19 protein-coding genes, 4 tRNA genes and 1 pseudogene are annotated in these 18641 nt (G+C 44.9%); 14 read left to right on the top strand and 10 right to left on the bottom strand.

Annotation, left to right across the window (positions count from 1 at the left end):
• The first annotated feature begins 180 nt into the window (after positions 1–180).
• Genes AABA75_RS09225 through AABA75_RS09205 form a run of 5 tightly spaced genes read left to right on the top strand, consistent with a single transcriptional unit; the run spans position 181 to position 3226 of the window.
• Positions 181–564 carry an ACT domain-containing protein gene (locus AABA75_RS09225; RefSeq protein WP_338292319.1) on the top strand — a complete coding sequence of 128 codons (384 nt, stop codon included), beginning with the start codon at positions 181–183 and terminating at the stop codon, positions 562–564.
• On the top strand, positions 561–1070 hold the full coding sequence (locus tag AABA75_RS09220) for a PTS sugar transporter subunit IIA (RefSeq protein WP_338292318.1): 510 nt from the start codon (positions 561–563) through the stop codon (positions 1068–1070). The genes AABA75_RS09225 and AABA75_RS09220 overlap by 4 nt, the downstream gene beginning before the upstream one ends.
• Before the next feature lie 28 nt (positions 1071–1098).
• Entirely contained in the window at positions 1099–1446 is a 348-nt protein-coding gene (locus AABA75_RS09215; protein ID WP_338292317.1) for an ArsC family reductase, read from the top strand.
• Positions 1443–2573: a succinyl-diaminopimelate desuccinylase gene (gene dapE, locus AABA75_RS09210; protein WP_338292316.1), complete on the top strand. Its 1131-nt coding sequence runs from the start codon at positions 1443–1445 to the stop codon at positions 2571–2573. Before AABA75_RS09215 ends, dapE begins: the two co-directional genes overlap by 4 nt.
• A 5-nt stretch (positions 2574–2578) precedes the next feature.
• Positions 2579–3226: a M15 family metallopeptidase gene (locus AABA75_RS09205; RefSeq protein WP_338292315.1), complete on the top strand. Its 648-nt coding sequence runs from the start codon at positions 2579–2581 to the stop codon at positions 3224–3226.
• Positions 3227–3241: 15 nt separating this feature from the next.
• Here AABA75_RS09205 and AABA75_RS09200 read toward each other — a convergent pair whose 3' ends face one another.
• Complete coding sequence (locus AABA75_RS09200) at positions 3242–4414, bottom strand: vWA domain-containing protein (protein ID WP_338292314.1); 1173 nt, start codon at positions 4412–4414, stop codon at positions 3242–3244.
• Positions 4414–5250, bottom strand: coding sequence for an AAA family ATPase (locus AABA75_RS09195; protein ID WP_338292313.1), 837 nt, complete (start codon positions 5248–5250; stop codon positions 4414–4416). The genes AABA75_RS09200 and AABA75_RS09195 overlap by 1 nt, the downstream gene beginning before the upstream one ends.
• Positions 5251–5413: 163 nt before the next feature.
• Between AABA75_RS09195 and cysK the strand changes: the two genes are divergently transcribed.
• Together cysK and AABA75_RS09185 are read left to right on the top strand one after the other, a co-directional pair.
• Complete coding sequence (cysK, locus tag AABA75_RS09190) at positions 5414–6379, top strand: cysteine synthase A (protein ID WP_338292312.1); 966 nt, start codon at positions 5414–5416, stop codon at positions 6377–6379.
• A gap of 107 nt (positions 6380–6486) precedes the next feature.
• Complete coding sequence (locus AABA75_RS09185; protein ID WP_338292311.1) at positions 6487–6924, top strand: hypothetical protein; 438 nt, start codon at positions 6487–6489, stop codon at positions 6922–6924.
• A 120-nt stretch (positions 6925–7044) separates the two neighbouring features.
• Here the strand turns inward: AABA75_RS09185 and AABA75_RS09180 are convergent, their stop codons facing one another.
• The 3 genes from AABA75_RS09180 to AABA75_RS09170 form a co-directional block, all read right to left on the bottom strand.
• Entirely contained in the window at positions 7045–7245 is a 201-nt protein-coding gene (locus AABA75_RS09180) for a DUF4177 domain-containing protein (RefSeq protein ID WP_338292310.1), read from the bottom strand.
• A gap of 35 nt (positions 7246–7280) precedes the next feature.
• Positions 7281–9029: a gamma-glutamyltransferase gene (ggt, locus tag AABA75_RS09175; RefSeq protein WP_338294830.1), complete on the bottom strand. Its 1749-nt coding sequence runs from the start codon at positions 9027–9029 to the stop codon at positions 7281–7283.
• A gap of 83 nt (positions 9030–9112) precedes the next feature.
• On the bottom strand, positions 9113–9877 hold the full coding sequence (locus AABA75_RS09170) for an enoyl-CoA hydratase (RefSeq protein WP_338292309.1): 765 nt from the start codon (positions 9875–9877) through the stop codon (positions 9113–9115).
• 100 nt (positions 9878–9977) lie between these two features.
• Between AABA75_RS09170 and rrtA the strand changes: the two genes are divergently transcribed.
• Positions 9978–10583 (top strand): rhombosortase, encoded by a 606-nt coding sequence (rrtA, locus tag AABA75_RS09165; RefSeq protein WP_338292308.1) that lies wholly within the window; start codon positions 9978–9980, stop codon positions 10581–10583.
• Between the two features lie 21 nt (positions 10584–10604).
• Here rrtA and AABA75_RS09160 read toward each other — a convergent pair.
• A pseudogene (locus AABA75_RS09160) lies at positions 10605–13103 on the bottom strand (prolyl oligopeptidase family serine peptidase).
• A gap of 158 nt (positions 13104–13261) precedes the next feature.
• On the opposite strand from AABA75_RS09160, the gene AABA75_RS09155 reads away from it, so the two are divergent.
• A complete protein-coding gene (locus tag AABA75_RS09155) occupies positions 13262–13807 on the top strand; it encodes a glutathione peroxidase (RefSeq protein ID WP_338292307.1) in 546 nt (181 codons plus the stop codon).
• 131 nt (positions 13808–13938) lie between these two features.
• Here the strand turns inward: AABA75_RS09155 and AABA75_RS09150 are convergent, their stop codons facing one another.
• Positions 13939–14550 (bottom strand): FMN-dependent NADH-azoreductase, encoded by a 612-nt coding sequence (locus AABA75_RS09150; protein ID WP_338292306.1) that lies wholly within the window; start codon positions 14548–14550, stop codon positions 13939–13941.
• A 334-nt stretch (positions 14551–14884) separates the two neighbouring features.
• On the opposite strand from AABA75_RS09150, the gene AABA75_RS09145 reads away from it, so the two are divergent.
• The 5 genes from AABA75_RS09145 (at position 14885) to AABA75_RS09125 (ending at position 16804) form a co-directional block, all read left to right on the top strand.
• A tRNA-Met gene (locus AABA75_RS09145) sits at positions 14885–14961 on the top strand.
• Between the two features lie 6 nt (positions 14962–14967).
• Positions 14968–15052 (top strand) — tRNA-Leu (locus AABA75_RS09140).
• A gap of 8 nt (positions 15053–15060) precedes the next feature.
• Positions 15061–15135 (top strand) — tRNA-Gln (locus AABA75_RS09135).
• Between the two features lie 34 nt (positions 15136–15169).
• A tRNA-Gln gene (locus AABA75_RS09130) sits at positions 15170–15244 on the top strand.
• Between the two features lie 129 nt (positions 15245–15373).
• Positions 15374–16804 carry an alanine/glycine:cation symporter family protein gene (locus tag AABA75_RS09125; protein ID WP_338292305.1) on the top strand — a complete coding sequence of 477 codons (1431 nt, stop codon included), beginning with the start codon at positions 15374–15376 and terminating at the stop codon, positions 16802–16804.
• A gap of 45 nt (positions 16805–16849) precedes the next feature.
• Here AABA75_RS09125 and AABA75_RS09120 read toward each other — a convergent pair whose 3' ends face one another.
• From AABA75_RS09120 to AABA75_RS09110, 3 genes are read right to left on the bottom strand one after another with little or no spacing between them, the layout of a single operon-like run.
• Entirely contained in the window at positions 16850–17026 is a 177-nt protein-coding gene (locus tag AABA75_RS09120) for a hypothetical protein (protein ID WP_338292304.1), read from the bottom strand.
• A complete protein-coding gene (locus AABA75_RS09115) occupies positions 17023–18174 on the bottom strand; it encodes an FAD-dependent monooxygenase (protein ID WP_338292303.1) in 1152 nt (383 codons plus the stop codon). Before AABA75_RS09115 ends, AABA75_RS09120 begins: the two co-directional genes overlap by 4 nt.
• A gap of 1 nt (position 18175) precedes the next feature.
• Entirely contained in the window at positions 18176–18559 is a 384-nt protein-coding gene (locus AABA75_RS09110) for a cupin domain-containing protein (RefSeq protein WP_338292302.1), read from the bottom strand.
• Positions 18560–18641 lie beyond the last annotated feature (82 nt).

Here is an 18641-nt window from a genome sequence, read left to right as displayed (position 1 = left end):
CACAACAAATAAAGCTTACATTTCAACAACTTAACAAGTTAAACAGTGATTACCCCCAAAGTTACCCACAAACTTTGTGAATAACTACACTTATCCACTTAAGTTATTCACAACTGAATCTTTACTTGAACTCTTTTGCAAGGTTGCGCACAATCTTACAAGATTCGCAAAGGACATGTTATGCCAAAACAAACACTCGCCACATTACCACAAGTATTCACAGTCCATAGTTTGGCCGCTGATGCAGAAGTACCACGTCAGGTATTTAATGCTTCAGTATTTTTTATTGGTAAAACCAATGACGAACTGTCAATTGTGGTGCCTGAAACCGTGATCGTGGATTCCGAAGAATCCGATGGCGACTGGCGAGCTTTAGAGGTACTCGGCCCTCTTGAGTTATCAATGGTGGGTATAATGGCACAAATTGGCAATGTTTTGGCTAAAGCCAAGGTGAGTATTTTTGTGGTTTCAACCTTTGAAACCGATTATTTCCTGGTGAAAGAGCGCGACCTGAATAACGCAGCGGAAGCACTGGAGAAGGACGGCTATAAAGTCATTTTATGAATCTGCTTTATGGGCGACTCATCGACTCTGAAGATGATGTTGAATTTAAGAAACACATCCCTGTTTTGTCACCCGTTAATGGCAAGGTATTACCGTTAAATAATTATCCTCAAAAACTTTTTACTCAGAGGATGTTTGGCGAAGGGGTGGCACTGGAGCTTAGCGGTTATCAGGTTGTAGCCCCTTTTGACTGTATTATTGAGCAGCTTTACCCCACATCTGAGCAATTGCGCATTAAATCTGCACAAGGTATTCGCATGCAAATCCAGTTGGGACAGAACCCAGAAATCATGATGGGCAACGGTTTTAAGCACTATGCCAAAACCGGAGACAGTATTGCTGCCGGTGAGCCTATTTTAGATTTTAATTTGCGAAAAATGAAAGACACATTGAATTCTCCCCTTGCCGCCATCACCATACTAAACAGTGACCGCCTCTCAGGCATTCGTCCCCACTACCGACAGGTGAGAAGCAGTGAGGATGTATTGATGGATCTCTATATTTAAATCCCAGTAGTAATTAACAGGAACCAACATGCTGACCATATTCGGTATTAAAAACTGTGACACCATTAAAAAAACCAAAAAGTATTTTGAACAAAAATCGGTAGATTTTGAGTTTCACGATTACCGAGCAGATGGTCTGGATAAAGACTGGTTAGATACGGTTCTAAATAAGCTGGATTGGGAGCAAGTGCTGAACAAGCGTGGTACTACATGGCGACAGTTAAGTGATGAGCAAAAAGCCGCGGTATCGCGCGACAATGTCGCAGAGCTTTTACTGCAACACCCGGCCATGATAAAACGCCCCATCATTGAAGTGGATGGCGAATACATTTTGGGCTTTTCAGCCAAGCAACTTGATGAGCGCTTTAGCAGATGAGTAATGTAATTGATCTCACCAAAGACCTGATAAATCGTCGCTCTGTAACGCCGGAAGATGCTGGCTGCCAGGAAATGATGGCGCAAAAACTCAGTAAACTCGGTTTTAATATTGAGCAGCTGGTATTTGAAGATACCACCAATATGTGGGCTCGACGCGGCAGTGAAGGCCCGCTGTTTTGCTTTGCAGGTCACACTGATGTGGTGCCTTCCGGCCCGGAAGCCAATTGGCAACATCCGCCATTTAATGCTACTGAAGACGGTGAATATTTATTTGGGCGTGGTGCTGCAGACATGAAGGGTAGCCTGGCAGCCATGCTAGTTGCCACTGAACGCTTTGTGAAAAAACATCCTGAACACACAGGTTGTATTGCATTTCTCATCACAAGTGATGAGGAAGGCCCCTTTATCAACGGTACCACGCGGGTGGTTGATACCCTGGAAACTCGCAACGAAAAAATCACCTGGTGTCTGGTGGGTGAGCCATCGAGTACCGAACATGTGGGAGACATCGTCAAAAACGGACGGCGCGGCTCCCTAACTGGTGATCTCATCATCAAGGGAATTCAGGGCCATGTGGCCTACCCTCATTTAGCGAAAAACCCGGTACATATTGCAGCCCCTGCGCTGGCGGAGTTAAGCGCAACGACATGGGACGAAGGCAACGAGTTTTTCCCACCAACCAGCTTTCAAATTTCCAATATACACGCGGGTACAGGCGCGGGTAACGTGATTCCCGGTCACTTGGATATCTGCTTTAATTTTCGTTTTTCCACTGAGGTCACTGATCAGCAACTCATAGCCAGAACCAGAGAAATACTGGACAAACACGGCCTGGAGTATGACATTAAATGGACCTTTAACGGCCAGCCATTTTTAACTTCCTCAGGAGAATTGGTAGCCGCAACGCAAAAGGCTATCCAGTCGGTGACAGGAAAAGCCACACAGCTGTCAACGGCAGGCGGCACCTCTGATGGCCGATTTATCGCTCCGACAGGTGCGCAAGTCATTGAGTTGGGCCCGGTAAACGCCACTATCCACAAAGTTAACGAATGCGTGCGTATGGCAGACCTTGAGCAACTGGCTCTGATGTACGAAGCTATTCTGATGGAACTGCTATTAGACTGAACTTGATGCAACTACTAAATCACCTGCCCTTAGTCACCATTGATGGTAAACACCAGCTGCACGAGGCGGTTGTGACGGATTTTCTTAAACTGCAGCAAGCCGCCGGCAAAGCGGGGGTCAGTTTAGATATCGCCAGTAGCTACCGCTCGGTGGAGCGACAATTAACCATCTGGAACGAAAAATGGGATGGATTACGGCCGGTGCTGGATAGAGATGGCAACCAGTGCGATATCGCTCTGCTAGACGACCAACAAAAGTTGCAAACCATCTTAATCTGGTCAGCATTGCCCGGTTCTAGTCGTCATCATTGGGGAACAGATGTTGACGTTTATGACGCCCCGGCAATACAAGATAGTGCTGCTGCTCTACAATTGGTTCCGCAAGAATACGAAAGCACCGGCCCCTGTGGACGCCTGAAACGATGGATGGACGCCCACCTCGAGGATTACGGCTTCTATTGCCCTTTCACTGGTAGAGCAGATGGTGTCGCATTTGAACCCTGGCATATTAGCCACAAAGCACAAGCATCAATATTCCAGTCTGCACTTACCCCTTCGGCCATGAGTGAGCTGATAAACTCGCTGGAGATCCATGGCAAAGAGATAATACTGCAGAATCTGGATTGGATTTACACGCGATTTATGGTGAATTAACCTTCGGCAGCTGCTTTAAAGCAATTCCTTAATGCCGTTACTGATGCCAGTCAGAGTTAAGGGAAACATGCGAGCTTCCATGAGCTCGTGCATGATTTTCACCGAAGCATAATAGGACCAGTATTGCTCTGGCTGTGGGTTCAACCAAATAGCATTATTAAAGTGTTGCAACAGTCGATTCATCCAGACAGCACCCGCTTCTTCGTTCCAATGTTCGACACTGCCACCCGGATAGGTGATTTCGTAAGGCCCCATAGTGGCGTCACCGACAAAAATCACTTTGTATTCGCTACCGTATTTGTGAATGATGTCCCAGACAGAAATCGTCTCTTTTCGACGACGACTATTGCCCTTCCAGACCCCCTCGTAAATACAATTGTGAAAATAGAAAAACTCCAGATGTTTAAATTCGGCATGAGCGGCTGAAAACAACTCTTCACAAGCCTGAATATGGGCATCCATAGAGCCGCCGACATCAAAAAACAACAGCACTTTGATGGCATTGTGACGCTCTGGCATCATCTTGATATCCAGATAGCCCGCGTTTTTAGCCGTAGCACCTATGGTTCCGGCCATATCCAGTTCTTCCTGAGCGCCAGTTCTGGCGAATTGGCGAAGCTTGCGTAGCGCTACTTTCAGGTTGCGAGTACCTAATTCAACGTCACTGGCCAGATCTTTAAACTCGCGCTTATCCCAGACTTTAGCCGCCGAAAATTGACCATTTCCCTCCTGACCAATACGTACACCTTCAGGATTGTAACCACCAGAGCCGAAAGGAGATGTACCACCAGTGCCTATCCATTTATTGCCACCCTGATGTCTTTTTTGTTGCTCTTCGAGGCGTTTTTTCAGCGTTTTCATTAACTCTTCAAGGCCACCGAGCTTTTTTATTTGCGCTTTTTCTTCATCGCTAAATAATCGCTCAAATTCTTTGCGCAACCACTCTTCAGGTATTTCCTCACCCAACAGGTCAATCGACTGAATGCCTCTAAAATAATCAGCAAAAGCTCTGTCATACTTGTCAAAATTGGCTTCATCCTTCACTAAACAGACCCGCGCCAAATGGTAAAAACCATCCAGGTCGGCAAAGGCCAGGTTGTTGTCTAGAGCATTGAGCAAATCCAGCAGCTCCCGCAAAGAAACCGGCAACTGATACTCTCGCAATTTGAAAAAGAACGGTATAAGCATTAGCGGCGAGCCATAAATGCCAGCTTTTCAAACAAGTGAATATCTTGTTCGTTCTTTAGTAATGCGCCATAAAGCGGTGGTATGGCTTTTTTAGTGTTGTTGTCATGCAAGACATCTTCTGAGATATCTTCCGCCACTAACAGCTTTAACCAGTCTAACAGTTCTGATGTTGACGGTTTTTTCTTCAAACCGGGGATATCTCGCAAGTTAAAAAACGACTCTAAAGCGCGATTTAGCAATGATTTTTTCAAATCAGGATAGTGCAATTGCACGATCTGACGCATTTCGTCCTCGGATGGAAAACTAATGTAGTGAAAGAAACAACGGCGCAAAAACGCATCTGGTAATTCCTTTTCATTATTTGAGGTGATAATCACAATGGGACGTTGTACTGCTTTTATGGTTTGCTGAGTTTCATAAACGTGAAACTCCATCTTATCCAGTTCCTGCAGCAAATCATTGGGAAACTCGATATCAGCTTTGTCTATTTCATCAATTAGCAATACCGCTCTTTGTTCACTTTCAAACGCCTGCCATAACTTGCCTTTTACAATGTAATTGGCAACGTTGTGCACTTTGTCATCACCCAGTTGCGAGTCTCTTAAGCGAGAAACCGCATCATATTCATACAAGCCTTGCTGTGCTTTGGTAGTGGACTTAATGTGCCATTGCAGCAAAGGGACATTCAGGCTATCAGCCAATTCTTGAGCTAATACGGTTTTCCCGGTTCCGGGCTCACCTTTGATTAGAAGTGGCTTTTCCAGCGTGATGGCCGCATTCACAGCCATTTGCAAGTCTTTTGTAGCAAGGTAGTTTTCTGAACCCTGAAAGGACATCTTTTCTCCAAAGAATTTTAATTTCAAAAAATTTAACAATAAGTTATAGCAAAATACACTTTCGTTTTAAGCAAATCGGCCTAATCTAATGCTAATCGTGTTCAGGCGTTATTATGCCCTGTTCACCTGAAAATTATAAATGCCAGTATTTCAAGGACATATTATGAAGTTTTTTGAAGATAATTCACAATCTATCGGTGGTACACCGCTAGTTAAGCTTAATCGCGTTACCCAAGGTAATGTTTACGCAAAAATGGAATCCAGAAACCCCAGCTTCAGTGTTAAATGCCGTATCGGCGCTAACATGATTTGGGATGCCGAAAAACGCGGCATTTTGACCGAGGGCAAAGAGCTGGTAGAGCCTACCTCAGGCAACACGGGTATTGCTCTGGCATTTGTGGCCGCATCCAGAGGTTACAAACTCACATTAACCATGCCTGCAAGCATGAGTTTGGAACGTCGAAAATTATTAAAAGCCTTGGGTGCAAACGTAGTATTAACAGAGCCTCCCAAAGGCATGAAAGGTGCAGTAGCAAAGGCCCAGGAGATTGTTGCCTCGGATCCAGATAAGTATGTTTTGCTGCAACAGTTTGATAACCCAGCCAACCCTGAAATTCACGAGAAAACCACAGGTCCTGAAATCTGGGAAGATACCGATGGCAACATTGATATCTTTATCGCAGGTGTGGGTACCGGTGGTACAATTACGGGTGTTAGTCGCTACATTAAAGAGACTAAAGGAAAGGCAATTACAACTGTTGCTGTTGAGCCTACTGACTCACCTGTAATCACTCAGGCTAAAGCAGGTGAAGAACTAACCCCGGGACCTCACAAAATCCAGGGTATTGGTGCGGGATTCATCCCTGGCAACCTTGACCTTGATTTAGTGGACGAGGTAGAACAAGTCAGCAACGACGATGCCATTGCTATGGCCCACCGTTTGATGAAGGAAGAAGGCATCCTGGCAGGTATTTCATCTGGTGCAGCTGTGGTAGCAGCAGAGCGAATTGCTGCACGCCCGGAGAATGAAGGTAAAAATATCATCGTGATTATGCCAAGCTCAGCTGAGCGTTATCTCTCAAGTCCGCTATTTGCAGGTCTGTTTTCAGAAAGTGAATTAGAGCAATAATACAACTCTAATATTAAATTTATGGGAGGCGCTCAGCCTCCCTTTACTTTTGGGAGAAAAACTCAGACTATATGAGCCTGAAACTACTGACAGCGTGTTTAGGTTGTATGAAAAAACTGGCTCTCATCATTCCCTTTTTAGTAATTTTGTTAAGTGCGTGCGATAACAATTTTGACTCGTCAGAGATCAATAACAGCGCTGACATGTCGGCACTTATCTTTTTTGACAGCATTTACAATCGCAACGATTTTCAAACCGCACTAAAACACGCATCTCCACGAATGCAGCGTCTGATGAAGTCTTATCACACCTCCACCAATGTGGCACGACATCTGATTAATTTGCGCTATGACGGCGAAGTGATTATGGAAATCGATGCCGGAGATTCAGTGGGCCGCTCTGAGTTCGCCACCCGTCAAAAAGTTTCGGTCTTTTTCACTGGAAACTATCAAGGCAATGTCGTTGATGAGTTGCGCACGGTTCAGATGATCAAGGAGGATGGCAAATGGGTAGTAGAAGCCATTTTAGCGGATAAATTTGGCTAGTGATGGGTGCCAATGTATTTCCCATAATTGCGTTATGGGTAAAAGCGCATTGCCACGCTCATGCTTATCCTGCTGAATACGTTGAACAAAACACTTTTACAGTTGTTGTGCCGTGACGTCTTACTTTTTGCGTTTTGCCACGCCAAGGAAATGAGTTGGACCACCAGGTAAAGTAGGATCCATATTAAAATCCAGATCAATAATCTCCCAGCCATCCTGTCCCAATTCATTTAAGTAAGCCTCTACCGCTTCCAATGTCCGTCCTTTGAGGAAACCAGCTTTTTCAACACTGTTAGAGTCGATGATTTTGTATTCCCACATAAAATCTCCTTGTTAAGAATTGTACTGCGTTTGCACTATTGCCCTACAGCAATGCCTTCCCTTCTTGGGTCAGCCCCACCTATCAGTCGTCCGTTTTTTATCTGAATGCCGTGTAAACCACTATTTAAATCGATGACTTTAAGTTTTTGATGGCCTTTCTCTTTGAGCTCTTCAGCCAACTTTTCAAGTGCAGTACCCTTTTCAAGCGCGGTATAATCATTGCGATTGGTAAATCTAGGCAAGCTAATCGCCTGTTGAACATCCAGTTCCCAATCCAACACCGCCATAATGGTATGAGCCACATAATTGATGATACGACTGCCGCCTGGAGAACCAATAACTAATACCAGGTTATCATTCTCATCAAATACCATTGTTGGCGACATGGAGCTTCTGGGACGTTTGCCAGGCTCAACCCGGTTCAAGACTCTGGTTACCCCTTTAGAAGGTTTAAAGCTGAAATCCGTCATCTGATTATTCAAAAGAAAGCCTTCTACCATTAACCCCGAACCGAAGGCATATTCAATACTGGTGGTCATGGAGACCGCGTTGCCTTGTTTATCTACGATGGAAATATGGCTGGTATTAGGCAGCTCATAGGCACCGTCATTTTGTAAAAAAGCTTCAGAGTAAGCAGGGCCTGGCCGTGCGTAACGTATGTTACTGTTCAGCGATATCTGCTCTGCACGACGAGAAAGATAACTTTGATTAATCAAAGCAGCGACGGGTAAACGGGTAAAATCGATATCAGCAATGTAGGTATTCCTGTCGGCAAACGCCAGTTTCGAAGCCTGCGTAAACAAATGAATCGCTTCGACACTGTTGGGGGAATAATTTTGCATCTCAAACCCTTCCAACATTTTTAAAATCTGCAATACCGAAATGCCACCCGAAGCCGGTGGTGCCATGCCGCATATTTTAAACCGCTTGTACAAACCACAAATCGGATCCCGTTTTACCGCTTCATAATCGGCGATATCTTTAGCGCTAAGCTTACCAGGCCTGATAGAAGAATTTTGCACTGTTTTAGCGATGCGACTTGCCAGTTCTCCTTTATAAAAATAATCTGCACCTTCCAGCGCAATACCGTGAAAGGTGCGAGCAAGTTTGGCATTTTTGCGCTTAAAGCCAGCTTTTATCGGCTTACCACCCGGGTAAAAATAAATATTGGTATTGGTGAATTTTTTAAGTCCCGGATGGATATCCAGCCCCACCAACTTTTCCAGGCGAGGAGTAACCTGAAACCCCTCTTCAGCAATGGCTGCGGCATCTAAGAAAAGCCGTTGCCAGTCCAATACACCAAATTCACTGTGCGCTAATTCCAGGGCTCTTAACACACCGGGCACGCCAACCGAACTACCGCCGACGACGGCTTCTTTCCAGGGCATAGGTTTATTGCCGCGCATAAACTCAATCGGGCTAATGGCCGAAGGCGCAGTTTCCCGACCATCAAAGGTATGAAGTTGTTTATTTTTGTTGTCCCAATAGAGGATAAAGGCGCCGCCTCCTATGCCAGAAGATTGTGGCTCCACCAGAGTCAGCATAGCTTGGATTGCGATAGCCGCATCGATGGCACTACCGCCTTCATTGATGATTTTTTTACCTACCCAGGACGCATAAGGGTGTGCAGCCACTACCATATACTTTTCGCCTGAAACCGCGGCTTTGGCTTTGTAACCTGTGGCCGCTTCAGGCTCGCCGTCTTCTCTCGGCTTTTTATTGGATTGTGCAAAAGCTACCTGGTTGGCAACAATCAACAATAAAACAGGTAGGATGGTTTTCAACAAATCAACAAATCCTCTTTTTGCAGGTGATAATTTTACACCAATCTGTACAACTCAATCGTGTGATAAAGGCCCTTATAAAGCTATCGGTACTTCGTAGGATCTGGCTTGCGCTTGTCCAGGAAAGCCGAAAAAGCCTCTTTTGCCGCTTCAGACTTAAGCTGCTCAACAAAAACGTCTATTTCAGTATCTATGTGCAAGTTTACTTTATCTGTCGAAGATTTCATTAATGCTTTAGTCTGCTTTAGCGCCATTGCTGGTTTTTTGGCCAAGCCAGCAACCACTTTGGCACAGGTGCTTTGAAGATCCGGTGCCGCTGCGACTTTATTGACCAAGCCGTGCTTTTCCGCCTCCGCGGCATCAAATGACTCGCCCAGCATCAACCATTCTGACGCTTTTCGGTGCCCTACCAATTCGGGCAATAGTAAACTCGATGCATACTCCGGCACTAATGCCAGATTAATAAACGGCAGTGAAAAGGTCGCCGTGTTATCACAGTAAACGAAGTCGCAGTGCAAAAGCATGGTGGTGCCTATCCCCACCGCCATACCTCGTACTTGCGCTATCACTGGCATGGGAAACGAGGATAATGCCTGCATAAAGGCCAAAGTAGATGCCAACTCATCTTTTCCTTGCACTTTAGCAAATTGGCTCAAGTCGTTGCCCGCGGTAAAATGCTCTCCAGCGCCGGTAATCAGTACCGATTTGATCTGTTCGTTATCTCGATTGGCGTTCAATGCATCGGCCAGTTGTTGATACATCTCAGAGCTCAGGGCGTTGCGTTTTTCTGGACGATTCAAGGTAAGCACCAAGCAGTGCTGTTGTATTTCTATCAAAATCAGTGACATAGGGATCCGTTATTCTGTTAAACTGAAGTTTAAATTAGAGTATGCCAACATAACCCCTGCAACACTGTGATGCAATTGCTACCGAGATAAAATCGATTTTATGTCCAGATTTCAGTTACCCGTGCAAATGGAACATTGGTTCATGTTCTTGCAAATCGGTATCTGTGCCACCGTCTTATTCATCATAGATGAGTCGGTACATCATTTACTGAATTACAATAGCCTGATGATTACCGCTGGTGAATATTGGAGAGCGATTTCCGGCCATCTATTACATACCAATTTTTACCATTTGTGCCTTAATGTTGGTGGTCTGTTTCTGCTGTGGGCATTGCACGGTGAATACTATCGACCTGCCATGTTACTGGGTTTGTTCATCAGCATTGCAGTCACAATTTCTGTAACCATGTTGTTGTTCTCAGATATTGCCCTTTATGTGGGGTTATCCGGTGTCATTCACGGATTATTCGTATGGGGAGTGCTCCAGGATATCAAATACAAAGATCCAACGGGCTGGCTATTACTCATCGCGATAATCGCAAAGATCACACATGAACAAATCGCCGGAGGAGATGCACATACCGCCATGCTGATAGAGGCCAACGTCGCCTTTGATGCCCATTTGTTTGGTGCTATTGCCGGAACGCTGTGTGCTTTCATATTTAAACCTTTAGCAAAAATAAAACAGGCACCCGAAGGTGCCTGAGTTTCTAAACTATTTTGCGCTCTATTTCACATGGGTTTCCATGAGTTTGTAAATGCGTCGGTACTCATCCAGCCAGGAAGTTGGCTCTCTGAAACCATGGGGTTCCACCGGATAAATAGCCGTTTCAAAATCTTCCTTTTTCAACTCAATCAGACGTTGCACCAAACGTACCACATCAACAAAAAAGACATTGTCATCCACCATCGGAGCATTGATCAACAGTGGTTTATTCAAGCCTTCCGCAAAGTAAATAGGTGAGCTGCGCTCAAAGGCGATGGGATCGACATCGGGAATGTTCAGGATATTCGATGTATACGGCGTATTGTAATGAGCCCAATCGGTTACCGGACGCAGCGCAGCACCGGCCTGGAACAAATCAGGCTGAGTAAATAACGCCATAAATGTCATAAAGCCACCGTAAGAGCCACCATAGGTCCCCACTTTTTCTCTATCCACTCGAGCATTTTCCACCAACCAGTCAACGCCATCTTGCAAGTCCTGAATTTCAGGTGTGCCCATTTGGCGATAGATGGCCGTGCGCCAATCTCGGCCATAGCCCATTGAAGCGCGGTAATCCATATCCATCACTATGTATCCTTGTTGTACAAGGAAACTGTGGAACATAAACTCTCGGAAATAGCCCGACCAACCTAAATGGGAATTCTGTAAATAACCCGCTCCATGATTGAAGATTACCGCCGGATATTGCTTTTCTGAATTCAGACGTTTAGGCATGTAAATACGCGAATATATCGGGCTCTCAACGTGATCTGATGCAACAGGCACAATTTGTGGGGCCACCCAATCGTAAGCGAGAAATTCATCACTTACAGTATGAGTCAAACGCGTTACAGCAGCTTGAGGCTGAGCAGATTGTAAATACAACTCTGGCGGTTGGGTTAATTTAGAATGATGCAATAACAAGGATTTTTCATCCGGGCTCAGCGCATAATAGGTTTGGCCATTGAGGTCGGTTAAACTTTCGATCTCGCCTGTAGACAGTGCCACTCGATAAATCTCATAGATGCCAGGATGCTTTTTATTGGCCTGAAAGTAAATATAGTTATCGTCTCGGGTAAGCGTGAGCTCGTCCACTTCGTAACTACCCGGCGTAAGGTTGTTCGCTTTACCGTTGAGCGGCTTTGTGAATAAGTTCGCGAACCCCGTTTCCTCAGACAGATAAAACAGAGAATCGCTGTTATTCAACCAGCCAAAGCTATTAAATTTGTAGTTTATCCAGGCGTTATCATGCAATCGATGTTGCTGTTGCAATACCTTGTCCTGCCAGTCCACTGTTGCGATCCAACGGTCTTTGTTGTCCCATGCCTCCAGCATGATAGCCACGTTTGTTCCTTCAGCATTCCATTGAATGGCACTTTGGTCCCAGTACCAGTCCACCATTAAACCAATGGCTCTGGGCGCCTTTTCACTCTTGTATTCTTCACCTTTACGGGCAGCATTTTCTGCCTTAACACTAGCCAATACATCCTCATCAAAACCATCAAGGGCGTCATATCCCAGCTTGTGTTTTTCCTGAGTGTTGAGATCCAAGAACCAGACTTGATGTTCAACCGGTTCGGCATCCGCCACTCTGGCCCTTACGGATTCAGCTTTTATGCGACCATTCTCTTTGATGTAGTTGGGCATGATATCGTCATCGGAGCGAGACTCTCCTGATTGACGATTAACCACGATAGCTTTGCTAAGGTCTGGGGATACGCTGACTTCTACCAGTTCCATACTACTATCAAAATAGAATACGTTTTGATTAACCGTGGGATTCGACTGCTTAACGGCTTTATTGTGCTCAAAGCGCTGTTTGCGCTTGTCGCGCTCAGATGCCACATATTGGATGAGTTTAATTTGCTCTTCAGCAATATAATCTGCCGGCTCTTCCAGTGCCTGAGGCTCATTGGCATAGTGCCAGGCCAGTAGTTGCGATACTTTACCACTCTCCATGGATATCAGGTACACCGCTCCCGCATCTGAATAAATCAGGTCGCCTGAAGAACTGAATTTTAGATCATATGGCGAGCCAAGGTGCTGGGTATGCTGCTGTACTTGTGCAGTTGCTAAATTTTTACTGTAAACACTGTTGTCAGCAATCCAGGCTACGATGGTCCGATCCGCTGAATAGACTAATCCATCGCTGGTAGAATAATGATCTTGTATTGCTACTTTTTGGCCATTTCCAGCTTTAGTGTTTTGAGTGTCTAAGGACCAAAGGTCGTGAATCGGGGTACCTGCTTGCTTTCGACTGTAGTACACAGTGCGAGAATCATCAGCTCAAAAATAATTACCCGGCTGACGCCCTAACCAATCAGGATCCGACATAATTTTTTCTAATGTAATGCCTTTTGGTTCTGCCTGATTCGCCATTTGCGCAATAACAGGTGGCACAGCGGTAGGCTGCATCGCCAAGGCAGAGGCCGAAACAGTACTGTCAGCCGTGGCACCGCAGGCTGTTACTAACACAGCAGTGGCTGATAAAAGTGTTAATTTAAATTTCCTGGAGAACATAAATATTCCGTCGTTTATTGATTTTTTATCGCAGCTAATTAAAGCTGCAATCTAACTTAGTTGCAAACGGTCTTACGATAATCACAAATAATCTAACAATTGATCCGACGTTGGATAAATGAAGTACCATTGCTAAACAAAACAAAGAGATCTCACCAATGAAAAAAATCCTCAGTCTTATTTTATTTTCCGTTCTTTCAGTCGGTCCGGTGCAGGCCTCTGATTGCGCTGCTCCGCTTAAGCACTTAAAGCGCAAATTGAATAGCCAGGAAACTGTCAACTTGTGTGCTGAATTTGGCAACAAAGCTGTACTCATCGTTAATACCGCTAGCTATTGTGGCTTTACCCCACAATTTGAGGGTTTGGAAGCCCTGTACTCTGAATACAAAGACAAAGGATTAGTGGTGCTGGGTTTCCCTAGCCATGATTTCAATCAAGAAGATGAAGACGAAGCTAAAACAGCAGAACTGTGTGAGTTAACCTATGGTGTTAAATTTCCAATGTTTGAACCGCTGCATGTTAGAGGTGACGATGCTGATCCCCTATTTCGTCAACTAGCCAAAGCCACTGGTACTGCACCAAAATGGAACTTTTATAAGTATCTGATAGACAGCGATGGCAAAAACATCACTAGCTACACTTCTTATACCAAGCCGCAAGATCAAAAATTTATTGACGATATCAATAGCGCCTTGCCCAAGTAAACTAATTTACGAGCAAAAAAAAGCCCCGTTATACAAAACGGGGCAATAAGCACACTCAACTTGGAACACACTTTAGCTAACGGAGCTGCTATCGGGGAGATAACAACGTCAGCTTTGCTAACTGCAATAATTTAGGCACCTCTTTGACCAATTAGTTCAATAATTTTTTCATTTGCTTGTGCAAAAGCTCCAGATGCTGACTCTTCCCCCATCGCTAACCCTTCCGCATAAACGAATTCAACATCAGTTAGGCCAACAAAAGCGAAAAAGTCTTTCAGGTAAGTTGTCTGAGTATCTTTTGGCGTGCCGGCATACATGCCGCCACGAGCAGCCAACACATATACTTTTTTATCGCTCAACAAACCTTGAGGGCCATTTTCAGTATATCTAAAGGTAACCCCTGCTCTGGCAATGCGATCGATCCAAGCTTTTAGCGCCGAAGGAATACCAAAGTTGTACATAGGTACGCCCAGTACTAAGGTGTCGGCTTTTTTCACTTGCTCTACATAATTGTCAGATATGCTAGCTAACTGATGTTGCTGTTCGCTGCGTTGCTCAGCTGCTGTCATCCAGGCTTGCATTTCTTCGGAAGTTAAATGCCCCAATTGTTCTTTATTTAAATCCAGTTCCTGAAGGGTAATATTCTCTTTCGCAGCCAGAGCATCAATAAAGCTCTGCACAAGTTTGTTAGAGTTCCCCTGTTCACCATTAATACTGCTATTCACGACTAATACATTGCTCATAATACGGTCTCACTGTGTTGTTAATTTCAGTGAAATTATTATTAGTTATATTTTTTAGATTTAAAATCGCAATAAATCGCAGATAAACGCCTATTTTTTAGAAAATAGAGCTATTTCAGGTTTCATTTTGATATTTTCTGCCAAATTAAAACCTGATTATTGTGGGTTTTACCTTCCGTTTCTGACCAAGAGGTTAATTTTCCGCCACAAAACCGCTAGTTTTTGCACGATTTGTACATATCATCAGCAGTTAATAAATTTGTCATAAAAAGGGGTTGACCTGATTAAGGGAGATGAGCATAATACGCGCCACTCGACGAGAGGTCGGGTTAAAGGCTAAGTAGCTCAGCTGGTTAGAGCACATCACTCATAATGATGGGGTCGCAGGTTCGAGTCCCGCCTTAGCCACCAAATTCTGCGGAAGTGGTGAAATTGGTAGACACGCTGGATTTAGGTTCCAGTGCTTCACGGCGTGAGAGTTCGAGTCTCTCCTTCCGCACCATACATTGTTGGGGTATAGCCAAGCGGTAAGGCAGCGGGTTTTGATCCCGCCATTCGTTGGTTCAAATCCAGCTACCCCAGCCACCTTTTTTAGATAGCAGCGTATGCTGTTATCTATTGGGGTATAGCCAAGCGGTAAGGCAGCGGGTTTTGATCCCGCCATTCGTTGGTTCAAATCCAGCTACCCCAGCCAAATAAGAACGCCAGACAATGTCTGGCGTTTTTTATTTCTAAATCCAAATTCTGTTCTAACCAGTTTCGTCTGGACATATCCTTTCACAGAAGTCAGTATTGTTGCCAAAAAACAATAAGGTCAAATATTTTGGTAAACGATATTGTTTCAGCCATCAATGGTGTGCTTTGGGGCAGCACCATTTCTCTCCCCGGAATTGGCGGGGTCCCGATTCTCATTCCCATGCTAGTTTTTGCTGGTTTTTGGTTTTCCGCCAAGTTGGGTTTTTTACAGTTTCGTCACTTTGGTCACATGTTTTCGGTGATGAAAGGCAGCACCAAATCCGACGAATCAGGTATTTCTTCTTTTCAGGCACTCTGTACGAGTCTCTCGGCCAGAGTGGGCACGGGAAATCTGGCGGGTGTAGCTGTCGCTATATCGCTAGGTGGTGCAGGCGCCATCTTCTGGATGTGGATGATTGCGCTATTAGGCATGGCAACCGGCTTCGCAGAAAGCGTTTTAGGACAGCTGTATAAAGTCAGGGATGAAAAAGGCGAATTTCGTGGTGGTCCGGCTTATTATATTCAGCAAGGTTTAAACAAGCGCTGGTTGGCTATCGCCTTTTCCCTTTGTCTGTTTCTTGGCTATGGATTTATTTTCAGTGCAGTGCAAGCCAATACCATTACTGACGCACTCAATAATGCTTATGGCATTCCTACTTTTTATAGTGGTTTGGTGATCATCTTAGTGGCAGGCGCTATTGTTATTGGCGGGCTCAAAAGAATAGCCACCTTTGCTGAATACATTGTGCCTTTTATGGCTGTAGCCTACGTCGCAACCGCATTGATAATCACCTTAATCAATATTGAACACGTGCCCGCTATTTTAGGTGACATCATCAGCTCAGCGTTCGGCTTACACGAAGCAGGTGCTGGTGCCTTGGGTGCTGCAATTAAAAATGGTATCCAACGAGGCTTGTACTCTAACGAAGCAGGTTCAGGCAGTGTGCCGCATGCTGCCGCTGGTGCGACACCAAACCCCAACCATCCGGTATCACAAGGATATGTACAAATGTTGGGGGTGTTTATCGATACCATGATTTTGTGTACCTGTACTGCGGTTATCATCCTTCTGGCAGGCGGCTCGCAAAGCGATCAAATGGAAGGCATTCGTCTGACCCAATCTGCAATGGAAAGCCACTTAGGTGAAATCGGTGCGGATTTTGTTGCCGCAGCAATAAGCCTGTTCGCTTTTACCTCAGTTGTAGCTAACTACGCTTATGGTGAGAGTAACTTGCACATGTTTAAGCTTGACCACAAGGTAGGAAGAACTATCTACACGACTGGCTATCTAGCCATGATTTTATGGGGTTCCAGTGCTGCCTTACCGGAAGTATGGGCTATGGCGGATATGGCTTTGGGTATGATGACGGTCATTAACATTATTGCCATTGTTATGTTAACCCCCACCATCGTAGCCATCAGTCAGCATTATTTTGACAAGCGGGATGCCGGTGAGAAACCGGAATACAAAACCGGCGAGTGTGAAATTCAAGGCGAAACTGAAAAAGGTATCTGGTAGTAACTATTGCAAGTTTAATACTCTGAAGCAGGTGTAAAACCTGCTTCAGAAAAATGCCATATTAAGTAGCTGCAATACCAGCATTATGCCCACCAATGGCCATATCCAGCGAGTGATCTTGTTTAATTCTTCTGGCGTGTGACGCTTACCGTGCTTTTCCACTAATGGCACCACGATAAACAGCGCCAGGAACAGCAATCCCAATATCACGAATACGGTCATATTTTATCTACTCCTAAAGCCCGTTTAAGTGCAATTGTTTTGAGCGGGCCACTGCGCTCTGCCAAAAACAATCCCACATTTCGTATGCCTTTTAATATTGGATTGGAATCGCAAAAAGCAAGGTTAAACGCGTCCATTGCCGACATCATAAAGGTATTTTCCTTGCGTCGCGCCTTTTCGTAGCCAGCTAATTGCGATTGTAGTGCTAAATTGGGGTTGACCTGCAATAGCGCCTTGACGTCTTGAAAACCAATATTAACCCCCTGCCCGGCTAATGGATTGATGTTGTGGGCAGCGTCTCCGCAAAGTACCACTCTTCCCTTGTAGTATTGATTGGCATGATTGCGACGGATGGGAAAACAACCTTGTTGTAATATCTCAAAATCACTGTGTAACGCTGGAAACGATGAGAGCAATTGCGCTTTTAATTGAGACTTATTGAGTTTCATCAATTCATCTACCCGATTAGCGTCGTGGTACCAAACCAAGGTGGCGAAGTGGTCAAACAAGGGTAAATAGGCCATCGGGCCACTTTCGCTAAACTGCTGAAAAGTATGTGCCAAACTGCGCTCATGAGTCCGAATATTCACTGACAATACTTTCTGTTGGTATTGCCAGCCGGTTTCACCCAGCTCCACACTGCGCCTGACAGCAGAAAACCCTCCGTCAGCGGCAACAACCAAAGACGTTGAGTGCTGTTTCCCATCAAGATTACACAGCCCCAATTCGGCATCAATTACCTCACCACAAGTAAACCATGTCAGTTGAGTCTCAAAGCGTTTTAATGCTTTGTGCAGCGCCAGTTGCAGATTGAGATTCTCCATGATGTGTCCAAGCCAACTCACCTGTACCTGTTCACAATCAAATTGTGTTTTGGCCTGTGGCATTTCCCATACAGAAAGCTGTTTATACGCTTGCACTCGCTGATTCAACAGATATTGCCAGGCTCCCAGTTCCTTTAACAGCTGTTCAGATCCCAGGCTAATAGCAGAAACTCGAAGTTCTGGCTCAGCATCAGGCTCGATTTCCTTAGGTAAAACGGGCTCAACGATAGCGATTTTGTAACCTTGTTCGGCAAATCCCAAAGCGGCAGCGGCCCCTACCATGCCACCACCAAAAACCACTACATCAAAATCATGCGTACTCATATCAGATCCATATTTGCTCTGCTAAGGTTTTAGTCTGCTCCGTGCTGTGTGCCCCGGTATGTTGTGTGCTTTTTGGCTCCAACATCATAAAATGCGTCTCCTCATCAGCTTCCGGACAGTGTTGCATACCTTGAGGAACAACAAATAGTTCTCCTGGTTGCAAAATTACGGTGTGCTGTGCTTGATTATCAGGTCGCAGATGCAGTTTTAATTCACCCTTAAAAACGATAAATAATTCGTCTTCATGATCATGGCAATGCCATACCAACTGGCCCAGTCCTTTGGCAATTTTAATCAGCTGTTGATTAGCTTCACCCAATATCTTAGGTGACCAAAGATCATCAAATAATGAAAACTTTTCAGCGATATTAATTTTGTTAAGCATGCAAGCCCATCTCAATTAGGAGAAAATAGGAAAGGTCAATTATATCAAAGCTTTGGACAATAGAGGCAGAATCTTTGTAAAC

This window comes from Planctobacterium marinum (assembly GCF_036322805.1).
Classification (GTDB): Bacteria; Pseudomonadota; Gammaproteobacteria; order Enterobacterales; family Alteromonadaceae; genus Planctobacterium; species Planctobacterium marinum_A.
Note: the sequence above shows the minus strand (reverse complement) of the source record. Positions and strands in the feature narration are given on the sequence as shown.

Excerpts from the sequence above, each read along its gene's own strand:
- AABA75_RS09225 (WP_338292319.1), top strand. The coding sequence starts at position 181 with ATGCCAAAACAAACACTCGCCACATTACCACAAGTATTCACAGTCCAT.
- AABA75_RS09220 (WP_338292318.1), top strand. The coding sequence starts at position 561 with ATGAATCTGCTTTATGGGCGACTCATCGACTCTGAAGATGATGTTGAA.
- AABA75_RS09215 (WP_338292317.1), top strand. The coding sequence starts at position 1,099 with ATGCTGACCATATTCGGTATTAAAAACTGTGACACCATTAAAAAAACC.
- dapE (WP_338292316.1), top strand. The coding sequence starts at position 1,443 with ATGAGTAATGTAATTGATCTCACCAAAGACCTGATAAATCGTCGCTCT.
- AABA75_RS09205 (WP_338292315.1), top strand. The coding sequence starts at position 2,579 with ATGCAACTACTAAATCACCTGCCCTTAGTCACCATTGATGGTAAACAC.
- AABA75_RS09200 (WP_338292314.1), bottom strand. The coding sequence starts at position 4,414 with ATGCTTATACCGTTCTTTTTCAAATTGCGAGAGTATCAGTTGCCGGTT.
- AABA75_RS09195 (WP_338292313.1), bottom strand. The coding sequence starts at position 5,250 with ATGTCCTTTCAGGGTTCAGAAAACTACCTTGCTACAAAAGACTTGCAA.
- cysK (WP_338292312.1), top strand. The coding sequence starts at position 5,414 with ATGAAGTTTTTTGAAGATAATTCACAATCTATCGGTGGTACACCGCTA.
- AABA75_RS09185 (WP_338292311.1), top strand. The coding sequence starts at position 6,487 with ATGAAAAAACTGGCTCTCATCATTCCCTTTTTAGTAATTTTGTTAAGT.
- AABA75_RS09180 (WP_338292310.1), bottom strand. The coding sequence starts at position 7,245 with ATGTGGGAATACAAAATCATCGACTCTAACAGTGTTGAAAAAGCTGGT.
- AABA75_RS09170 (WP_338292309.1), bottom strand. The coding sequence starts at position 9,877 with ATGTCACTGATTTTGATAGAAATACAACAGCACTGCTTGGTGCTTACC.
- rrtA (WP_338292308.1), top strand. The coding sequence starts at position 9,978 with ATGTCCAGATTTCAGTTACCCGTGCAAATGGAACATTGGTTCATGTTC.
- AABA75_RS09155 (WP_338292307.1), top strand. The coding sequence starts at position 13,262 with ATGAAAAAAATCCTCAGTCTTATTTTATTTTCCGTTCTTTCAGTCGGT.
- AABA75_RS09150 (WP_338292306.1), bottom strand. The coding sequence starts at position 14,550 with ATGAGCAATGTATTAGTCGTGAATAGCAGTATTAATGGTGAACAGGGG.
- AABA75_RS09120 (WP_338292304.1), bottom strand. The coding sequence starts at position 17,026 with ATGACCGTATTCGTGATATTGGGATTGCTGTTCCTGGCGCTGTTTATC.
- AABA75_RS09115 (WP_338292303.1), bottom strand. The coding sequence starts at position 18,174 with ATGAGTACGCATGATTTTGATGTAGTGGTTTTTGGTGGTGGCATGGTA.
- AABA75_RS09110 (WP_338292302.1), bottom strand. The coding sequence starts at position 18,559 with ATGCTTAACAAAATTAATATCGCTGAAAAGTTTTCATTATTTGATGAT.